The organism is Coprococcus sp. RTP21281st1_F1_RTP21281_210402 (genome assembly GCF_040915325.1).
GTDB lineage: Bacteria > Bacillota > Clostridia > Lachnospirales > Lachnospiraceae > Coprococcus > Coprococcus aceti.
The window spans coordinates 1-10,370 of record NZ_JBCPDQ010000007.1 but is presented as its reverse complement, the minus strand read 5'-3'; the positions used below and the strand labels follow the sequence as shown (position 1 = coordinate 10,370).

At 45.9% G+C, this 10,370-nt stretch carries 6 protein-coding genes and 1 tRNA gene; all 7 read left to right on the top strand.

All coding sequences use genetic code 11. The features are described 5' to 3' along the window. Nucleotides 1-143 precede the first annotated feature (143 nt). The 7 genes from AB5150_RS10840 (at nt 144) to AB5150_RS10810 (ending at nt 10,134) form a co-directional block, all read left to right on the top strand. Nucleotides 144-227 (top strand) — tRNA-Leu (locus AB5150_RS10840). Nucleotides 228-365: 138 nt separating this feature from the next. Continuing rightward, a complete protein-coding gene (locus AB5150_RS10835) occupies nt 366-1,397 on the top strand; it encodes an efflux RND transporter periplasmic adaptor subunit (RefSeq protein WP_022216253.1) in 1,032 nt (343 codons plus the stop codon). Then, nucleotides 1,397-3,847, top strand: a complete 2,451-nt coding sequence (locus AB5150_RS10830) for an efflux RND transporter periplasmic adaptor subunit (protein ID WP_349093137.1) — start codon at nt 1,397-1,399, stop codon at nt 3,845-3,847. The genes AB5150_RS10835 and AB5150_RS10830 overlap by 1 nt, the downstream gene beginning before the upstream one ends. Nucleotides 3,848-3,862: 15 nt before the next feature. Continuing rightward, complete coding sequence (locus AB5150_RS10825) at nt 3,863-6,694, top strand: ABC transporter permease (protein ID WP_368291861.1); 2,832 nt, start codon at nt 3,863-3,865, stop codon at nt 6,692-6,694. Nucleotides 6,695-6,697: 3 nt separating this feature from the next. Then, nucleotides 6,698-7,378, top strand: coding sequence for an ABC transporter ATP-binding protein (locus tag AB5150_RS10820; RefSeq protein ID WP_015533878.1), 681 nt, complete (start codon nt 6,698-6,700; stop codon nt 7,376-7,378). Then, a complete protein-coding gene (locus AB5150_RS10815) occupies nt 7,368-8,486 on the top strand; it encodes an ABC transporter ATP-binding protein (protein ID WP_330423969.1) in 1,119 nt (372 codons plus the stop codon). The genes AB5150_RS10820 and AB5150_RS10815 overlap by 11 nt, the downstream gene beginning before the upstream one ends. 76 nt (nt 8,487-8,562) lie before the next feature. Next, a complete protein-coding gene (locus tag AB5150_RS10810) occupies nt 8,563-10,134 on the top strand; it encodes a hypothetical protein (RefSeq protein WP_055146884.1) in 1,572 nt (523 codons plus the stop codon). Nucleotides 10,135-10,370 lie beyond the last annotated feature (236 nt).

Here is a 10,370-nt window from a genome sequence, read left to right as displayed (position 1 = left end):
GAATTGGCAGACAGGCTAGACTAAGGATCTAGTGCTGGAAACGGCGTGTGGGTTCAAGTCCCATCTCCCGCATTTTTATTTTGAAAGTCCTATGGAATTTCGGATGTGAGAGAATGGGCGGTTATCAATTACATATAGAATATGCGGGAGTGCTGGAATTGGCAGACAGGCTAGACTAAGGATCTAGTGCTGGAAACGGCGTGTGGGTTCAAGTCCCATCTCCCGCATTTTTTATTTCTAGAGAAAGCTTAAAACATAAGCTTTCTCTTTTTTTTAACTAATATTAACTCCCGGGAGATTTCCTTGATATATGGGCTGACAGGGGGTAGAATCAAATATATTCATAAAAACAGGAGGAATAGAGCGTGTCAAAAGCGATATTCAATAAGAAGGTTCTGGCGGCAGCGATTGCCGGTCTGATGTCCGTGTCGCTGGTTGGCTGCGGAGGCAGTACCGGTGGACAGACAGGAAGTTCCAGAATAAATATAGAGCCGTATAGCAAGGTGGAATTCAATACGGATCAGGTTAAGAGCGGAGATATCCAGTCCTCATTGACATTGGAGCTCAAGCCTGATGGTTACAGCAGCAATGATTACTCGATACAGCAGTCTGACTACAAGGTTCAGGAGGTCAAGGTAAAAGAGGGCGATAAGGTGGCCAAAGGCGATGTGATGATTCAGTTTGAGGCCAAGGATATCCAGAAGACCATAGATCAGTATACGGATCAGAAGGAGCGGGATCAGCTTCTTATAGACCATTACAACAGGCTGGCGAGCATAGACAGCAGCCAGGATTACTCCAGTGACATATCCGCGGCGAAGGAGGATATGGATCTGGCGGATACATACATCAAAGAGCAGAACGAGAGAATGAAGGAGTATCAGGTCATTGCAGACAAGAACGGAACAGTGACTTATGTCAACTCAGATCTGCAGTATGGATATGTCACAGCGGGTGATACGCTCATAACGGTGGATTCGGGTTCGTCTGATTATGTATCAGAGACTGCGGATTCATACGAATTCAAGGAGGGGCAGACCTACGATGCTGATTTTCAGGAGGCAACATTTACACTGAAGCTCACGAAGTGTGAGAAGTATACAAGCTCTGCCACCGGAGAGGAGATGCAGAAACTTACATTTCAGCCTGTCAGTGATATGACCGGAGTGACCGAAGCGGATACCCTCAAGATGGTCATAGATAAGCCGGTTGTAAAGAACGTTGTATATGTGAATAAAAAGGCTGTGTTTGACGGCTCGGGTGAGAAGAAGTATGTGTACACTGTAAATGAGGACGGATACAGGAATGCGGTAGAAGTTACCGTTGGAGATACGGTGGATGATTATACAGTTATCAAATCAGGACTGAAGGCCGGAGAGCAGGTGGTGATAAATTGATGAGACAGAATATTATGCATAAAGGCAGCACACGGACAAAAAAGAATATGACCGCCAGAATAGCATGCCTGGTAATGTCATTTGTCATGGCAGGAGGAATGGCGGGCTGTGGCAAGGAGAACAGCGAGAAGGTTCCTGAGCTCGTTGAACCTGTAAGTACAAACGAGGCATACAGACCGGTCACATATGGAGATATAGGCAAAAAGGTCATCAAGACCGGAACGATAGTCCCAACTGACTATTGTTATTACTATGACACATCTGTGACTCTGTCAAAGGTGTATGTGAATGTGGGCGATGAGGTCAAGAAGGACACGGTTCTTGCAGAGACCGACAGCAATGCATCCACAGCATCGGGAGACGATGGCAGTGGTACAGATTCAGGCTCAATAGTGGATGATTCTTCAACATCGATGGATGGGGACGACAGCTCGGAAGCTGATTCCCAGGATGTGAAGAAGTATTCACATGAGATCAAGCAGAAGATATATGAGCAGAATCAGGCTGAGCTGGACTGGAAGATAAAGGCGTGCGAAGAGATCGGTGATTCAAAGGGCGCTGCAGAGGCCAGAACAGAAAAAGCCATAAATGAGGAGAACAACAGGTACGATAATCTTTTATATGAGTATGAGCAGAAAAAGCTCACACAGCAGGACGAGGATAAGGACAAGGTCAAGCAGAGCGGAACGCTCAAGGCAGACCGTCCGGGCACGGTAACATACGCCAAGAAGATAAGCGGCAGTGAGAATACTGTCGGCGGCGGTGAGAACGTGGTCGTGGTTTCAGATTACAGTGATCCATATATAGAGATAACCGGTGAGAGCTTCAAGAAGAATACATACAGCATGTATAAGAACATGTACACTGTGATAAATGGAAAGCAGTATGACATAGTGCCATACAACTACACCAATCAGGAGATAGCTGTGGCACAGAGCAAGTCAAGTCTTCCATACACAAGATTTAAGCTCAAGGGTGTGAAGGATGCAGATAAGATCCTCAGCGTGGGCAACACGGTGTCACTGTATTTCAGTACATCCGATGCAAAGGACGTACTCACAGTGGGAAATGATTCCATATACGAGGAGAACAACCAGAAATTTGTATATGTCAAGACAGATTCCAGTGAGAAGGAGCGCAGGGATATAGATACCGGTGCCAGCGACAATAACTACACAGAGGTAGTCAGCGGACTCAAGGAAGGCGATCTTGTCTACTACGCTTCAGATGCGGTCATGCCTAGTGATTACACAGAATACACGGTGGCACTCGATTCATATACGAAGACAGCAACGGTGAAGAGCGATTCGTTCTCGGTGGAGGACCTCAACAGTGTCAGCTACACTGCACCATGCGATGGACGTTTCACGTCACTCAACGTCAAGAAGGGCCAGAAGGTTAAGAAGGGGGATGTGCTGTTTGTCATTGACAGTGGCGGCGGAACAGCGGCGGTCAAGGATATAGATAACCAGATCAGCGAGGAGAACCAGACTTACAGTTCGGATCTCAAGGATTTTGATGATCAGATAAATGAGCTTACAAATGAGATCACGAGATACCAGAAGGGTAAGGTGGCAACGCCGACGGATGCAGAGAACACTCTCTACATGGCGGAGCAGCTCGTGTGCCAGAGAAATGTTGTTACATACAACAAGGATCTTAGGATATATACACACAATGCAACCATCAAGAGCTTAAACGCACAGAGAGAAAAGCTCAACAAGAACAATGATGGAAGCGGAAAGATAACTGTCTACGCTGACCAGGCGGGAACAGTACTCTCGGTTGGCGCGAAGACTGATGTGGCTGTCAAGGAAGGTGCAAATGTACTCACAGTCGGAAGCAACGACAATGTGATCCTGGCGATATCCATATCAGAGGGAAAACTTGCTGTAAACCAGAAGGTTTCAATATCAAATAAGAACAACAGCGGTAAGAAGATAAGCGGAGTGTGTGTCGGAAGCACCGGAGACAGCTCCAAGTCATATATCAGTACTGATTCAGAGGGCGGGGTTCACGTAACCAAGTGTTCAGGCAGTGATGAACTGAAGTATTATGTAAAGGTTGATGATGCAAGCTTTTACAAGAAGCCGAAGTCATATCAGGTCAGCTACCCGACAAAGTCCTATGAGAACGTGGTCATGATACCTAACAACATGATCTATCATGAGACGAGCAAGAACAATTCAAATGAGTATGACTATGTATGGCTCATCAAGGATGATGAGATCATAAAGCAGTATGTCACTCTCGGCGAGGCAGACAAGACCAAGACGGTTATACTGTCAGGTCTTTCAGAGGGCGATGTCATAGCTAAGGAATCAGGAGCAACATCCACCGGTGGCTCATCGAGTTCATCAGAAGGTTCCGATAATTCAAAGTCAGGCGCAGACAGCCAGTCGGATGGCGGATCGGATTCATCTGGCGGAGATGCGGCGGCAGCAGAGTAGCAGAGAGGAGATATAATGTTTAAATTTTTATCACATAAATTATTGAACAAGAAGTGGTTAAATGCATGTCTCCTGCTTGGAATCATATTGCTGGTGGCTGTTGCATCGTGCAACCCAATGTTCAAAAACGGAGCGCTGGATATGCTCATGTCGTCCAAGTTTGACGCGGCGATGGTAGAGCAGAACAAGTATCCGGCAACTATCGGCAGATCAGGCTCATGCGCGGTAGACGATTATGCCGATGCCGATGCAGTGCTTGGCAGGATTGGCAAATATGAGGACATGTGGAACTACTACATGGAGATAGATGCTCTGCAGAAGCAGACCAGCCTGTCACTTCAGGCGGGTTACACCCAGAGCAACCTGAATCACAGGACCAGCTTCAACATGACATATATGCCACAGATAGAGGATCATGTGAACATAACATATGGAACGTCACTCGAGGATGCCAAGACAGAGGATGGTGTGTATCCTTGTATCATCTCACAGAGAAACCTTGACAAATACGGCCTTGTCGTTGGAGAGGTATTCAGCATAGATACCGGACTCAGCGATGCCGTTGACTCACAGGGCAATCCTATGAAGTATCAGATCGTAGGTGTATTTGAGGAGAAGGATTACTCAGACAGCTTCTGGTATGACCAGCTTGCAGATCTCGACAGCGAGGTATATGTGAAGAAGGATGACTTCAACGACATGATAGGCAAGTACGGCTTCCTCACAATATACTACGTGGATCACGTCATGCTTGACTACTCACAGATAACACACAAGAATGCCATGGACACGCTGTATTATCTCCAGTCATTTGAGAAGTCAGATAAATATTTTGAGCAGAATTTCAGCAGTGTGCTCATAGATTATAAAGGCGATGCAAGAACCATCGGTATAATCATATGGGTTCTGGAGCTCCCAATACTGGTTCTGCTTCTGGCATTCATTTACATGGTATCAAGTCAGATACTTGAGATGGAGGATGGAGAGATCGCCATGCTCAAGAGCCGTGGTACCAGCACGAAGCAGGTTCTCGGAATATACCTTGGACAGTCGGCAATACTGTCGGTGATAGCCATAGTGATAGGAATCCCTATAGGATATCTTCTGTGTAAGCTTGCAGCAAGCACGGATTCGTTCCTGCAGTTTGGATTTAAGGATACACATTTCTATGGAGTAGATCCGTGGATGATAGTATACAGTCTGGCTGCCGCTGTTATAGCTATATTATTTGTGACACTTCCGGTGTTCAAATACGCCAAGAACTCCATAGTAGAGCAGAAGAGCAGAACAGGAAAGGTAAATTACAGGCCATTCTGGGAGAAGTTCTTTGTGGACGTCATCCTTGTGACACTTTCAATATACCTCCTGTACAATTACAACAAGCAGAAATCGACGATAGCACTCGATATACTTGCGGGTTCAAGACCTGATCCGGTCATCTTTCTGAACTCCTCACTCTTTATATTTGCAGTGGGACTTCTGGTGCTCAGACTCATCAAATACCTGATAAGACTGATATACAGGATCGGAAGAAAGAGATGGTCACCGGCTGTGTACGCATCATTCCTGCAGATCACACGTACGGTCAAGAAGCAGGGATTCATATCGGTGTTCCTTGTAATGACAATAGCCATGGGTATGTTCAACTCGAACATGGCAAGAACCATAAATAAGAACAAGACACAGCGAATAGATTACAATCTGGGAACGGATCTTGTGGTACAGGAGCAGTGGACCAGAGGAACATACATAGACAAAGACAAGAAGACCCACTGGTATTACACAGAGCAGGATTTTGAGAGATTTACAAAGCTCGAGGACAGCCTGTGTGACAAGGTGACAAGAGTCATATACGACGATAATGCCGTCATAAAAGCGGGCGGCGAGGAGTTGGCGGGCAGCGTACTCATGGGTATCAACACCAAGGAGTTCGGTGAGACGGCCAGACTGCAGAGCGGACTCAACAAGGAGCACTGGTACAATTACCTGAATGATCTTGCAACAGTGTCGAATGGAGTCATCATTTCATCAAACCTTGCAAAGAAGTACAATATAAAGGTTGGAGATTCCATAAACTATGCGAGATACAGTCCTATTGCAAGCAAGGAGAAGGAGGAGATCGCATCTCCTAGCGGAACGGTATGTGCCATAGTGGATGCATTCCCGGGATTCCAACAGTATGTGTATGAGAAGGATTCCGAGGGAGAGATGCAGGAGGTGGAGAGATACCTCGTAGTTGCCAACTATGCATATGTTGTTGGTGCATTCAGTCAGACACCATACCAGGTATGGATGCATCTCAAGGATGGTGTGGACTACAAGGATGTACTTCAGGCACTCAGTGATGAGGATGTCAATATAGTGCAGTATGAGAGTGTGGATAAGGATGTGTCAGAGATGCAGGAGTCACCTCTGGTGCTCATAACAAATGGTCTGTTCTCACTGTCATTTATCATAGCGATCATACTTTGTACGGTGGGATTCCTGATATACTGGATAACATCCATCAAACAGAGAGAACTTCTGTTTGGTATCTACAGAGCTATGGGTATGAGCATGCGTGAGATCAACAAGATGCTCATAAATGAGCAGATATTCAGCTCGGTACTTGCCAGTCTGGCGGGATACGGAGTCGGTGCTGCGGCTACGGCGCTTTTCGTCAAGCTGGTTGCCGTGGTTTATCTGCCGGAATCACACAACATAGCGATATCGATAGCTGTGGATCCTTACGACATCATAAAGCTCACAGCGGTTGTTGTATTTATGTTTGTTGTATGTTTCGTAGTCATAAGAACTATATTGAAGAAGATGAATATAACACAGGCATTAAAGCTGGGGGAGGATTAATCTATGGATGAAATTATGATAGAGGCACATGGAATCAAACGCTGTTTCAGACTTGGAAGCGGAGAAGATTTCTATGCACTCAAGGGAATAGATATAACAGTCCCGGCTGGAAAGCTCACTATACTCAAAGGTCGTTCAGGATCGGGTAAGACGACACTGCTCAATATCCTGAGCGCGCTGGATGAGCCTACTGAGGGCGAAGTGATAGTCGGCGGCCACGTGTACAGCGAGATGAACGAGAAGGAAAAGGAGAAGCTGAGAAGATACAATATAGGATTTGTATTCCAGTCGGTTGCCCTGATCCCGATTATGAGTGCGTATGAGAACGTCGATTTCGGACTCAGACTTGCGGAATATGAGGGCAACAGGGATGCCCGTATAAAAGAGGTGCTCGATCTGGTGGGACTGTCATCCAGAATGACGCATTTCCCAAATCAGATGTCAGGTGGTGAGCAGCAGAGAGTTGCCATAGCCAGAGCGGTGGCTCATAAGCCAAAGGTAATATTTGCGGATGAGCCTACAGGAGCCCTTGATACGGCTTCGGGACTTGCAGTCATGAAGCTGTTCCAGGAGCTGGTGTACAAGGAAGGAATAACGATAGTCATGACGACACATGATCCGAAGCTTATGGAGCTCGGTGATGTAGTATATGAGATAGAGGATGGTGAGATAGTTGAGCGATAAGCATTTATTCAGAAAAAAGAAGAACGATGCTGTGGAGCCTGAAACTATAGCACCGGGTGTGGAGACACAGGACATGGAGAACACGGATGGCCAGGAGACGCAGGAGTTCGTGTACGGCATGGATCTTCAGGAAGACGAGGGCACTGACAGCGGGAAAGCCGTGGAAGCAGATCCTGAGGCTGGCACAGATAAAGAAGCCGGCGGGGAGCGCCTTGGTTCTGAGGAGAATATCATAGAGTGTGACAGCCTTGTCAAGATATACAAGACTGACGATGTGGAGGTCATGGCTCTTCAAGGCCTGGAGCTCAACATCAAATACGGCGAGCTCATGGCGGTCATCGGAAAGTCGGGATCAGGAAAGTCCACACTCCTCAATATGATCGGAGGACTTGAGAGACCTACGGCCGGAAAGCTGTATGTCGACGGCAAGGATCTGTTTGCGATGACGGATAAGGAGCTTGTGGAGTACAGAAAGCACACTGTAGGATTTGTGTGGCAGAAAAACTCCAGAAACCTTCTGCCATATATGACAGCCATAGAGAATGTTCAGGTACCTATGTACTTCGACAAGAGCAACAAGGAAGACAAGTATGCAAGAGCCCATGATCTGCTCTGCAGAGTGGGACTTGAGGACAAGATAAATTCATATCCATCTCAGATGTCAGGTGGTGAGCAGCAGAGAGTTGCCATAGCCATAGCCCTTGCGAATAATCCGAAGATACTTCTTGCGGATGAGCCTACAGGAGCCGTGGACAGCAAGACATCCAACATGATACAGGATCTGTTCAGAAAGCTGAACGAAGAGCTCGGGATAACGATAATCATAGTTACACATGATATAAGTCTTGCAAATAAGGTGGGACGTGTGGTTATGATTGCGGACGGCAAGATTAGCACAGAGAAGATCATGAAGGAATCTTACAAGGACAGAATGAACGAGCTGACGACAGATGGCTTCTCATCTGATGATTCACATGAGGAGTTCTCGATACTCGATAAGGCGAATCGTGTACAGATAAGCCCTGATATGCTGGCTGCTGCCGGAATCGACAGCAATAAGGTCAAGGTTCAGGTTGTTGACGGCAAGGTCATCATCACAAAAGAGTGATAGCAGATGGTGTTGTGTCAGCGGGGAAAATATATTATAATTACTTCAATTAAGTAAGGAAAGGTTGGTATTTTATATGAGAAAAGCGGGTTACAAAAAAGCAGCGGCGCTGCTTTTGGTGACATCACTTGTGGCAGGAACTGCGCTCACAGGATGTGGCAAGAAGAAGGTGGATTACAACATGGGAGACGACGAGAACGGCGGTGGCGGCGGTAAGCTGGCATCAAGACTCGACGTACCAGAGTCATACAATGGCAAGCTTGAGGGTATCAATGCAGATACAGGTCTCACAGATGTATCCATAAATGCCACAGAGATAGAGGTGCCTGACACAGATAAGATGTCAGTGCTTTACTATGAGCTTAACAATGTAGACAATGACTACAAGAAGCGTGTGTGCGAGAATATATTTGACGTGAGCGCAGGCGTATATGTATATAACTGGGATAAGCCGTACAAGGAGGATATACAGAGAGAGATAGATTCACTTCAGTCCATGATGGAACAGGCTACATCGGATGATGATAAGAGCTATTATGAGGATTACATGAAGTCACTTAAGGATCAACTCAAGACAGCGTCTGATACGAGAGAGGGAGCCGGAGATTACAGTGGAGACACATTCATCGGATCTGTAGGGGACAACGAGTTCATGGTAACATTCTATGGAAGTGGCGATGACATGTCCACAGGCGGCGGATTCTCACTGGATTACTATCCATCGGATCAGCTTATACAGTACAGACCTAAGGATGGCGCAACAAGTGTATACTGCTACAGCAGTGAATATTCTGACGAGGAGGCTTCCGCAAACACAGCTTCCATCAGTGCGGCAGATGCTGAGCAGAAGGGAACAGATTTCCTTGCATCATGTGGAATCTCAGATGTCATAGAGACAAGTAATTTTGATCTGCTGTGGGATTACAGCGATGCATCAAACAGCACAGTTGCCGCAGAGAAGAATGGTTACATGGTAACATATAAGCGTTCTGTGGACGGCGTGGCTCCATATACACCTAATATATACGGCCTTGACACACTCGCAACAAGTGATGAAACGTGGTATGACACCATGGATGAGACATTCCAGCTCGGCATTGATGACAATGGACTTATCTCAGCATATTGCCTTGATTCCTTCAGAGCAACAGGAGACAAGAAGGACAATGTTGATCTTATAAGCTGGGATGATGCACTCAAGAAGCTTCCGGAGGCTGTAAATAAGTATTACACAGACAACAAGACACAGTACAGCACCATTGAGTTCAACGATGTAAGACTTACATACTACAAGCTCAAGGATGGAGATAAGTACACATACAGCCCTGTATGGGTATTTGCACAGTGCGACAAGATGGAGGATGGAAGCCTCGATAAGGATTATCCAATACAGCTCATCATGTTAGATGCTACCACAGGAGATATGATAGATCTTAAGGATGTCCTGAACCAGCAGACATATGATTCATCTGTAGTTGATTCTGTTATTGACAGTGATTCAGATTTTGATATAAGTGACGACAGCCTCATTGATGAGACTGATATAACTGATACTGACGATGCAGACAGCAGTGATGAGTCAAGCGCAGATGCGATTGATATCGGAGATGCTGATATCGACATGGGCGATCAGGATACAACAGAGTAAATAAAACTCAGACATATAGGTTAAAGGAGAAAAACCCTCATAGACTGATAAAGTGGTATAAATATTGGTCTATGAGGATTTTTTATTGTTGACACATACCCATAGGGGGTATATAATCCGTGGATGAAAAGAGAATTTAACAGCCGTAATGTGCAGATAATAAATGAAAAATCCTAATCCCCCAGCTATGCTGGGGAGAATAGTGTAAGTGGAAACGATAAGGATTACAATAAAAA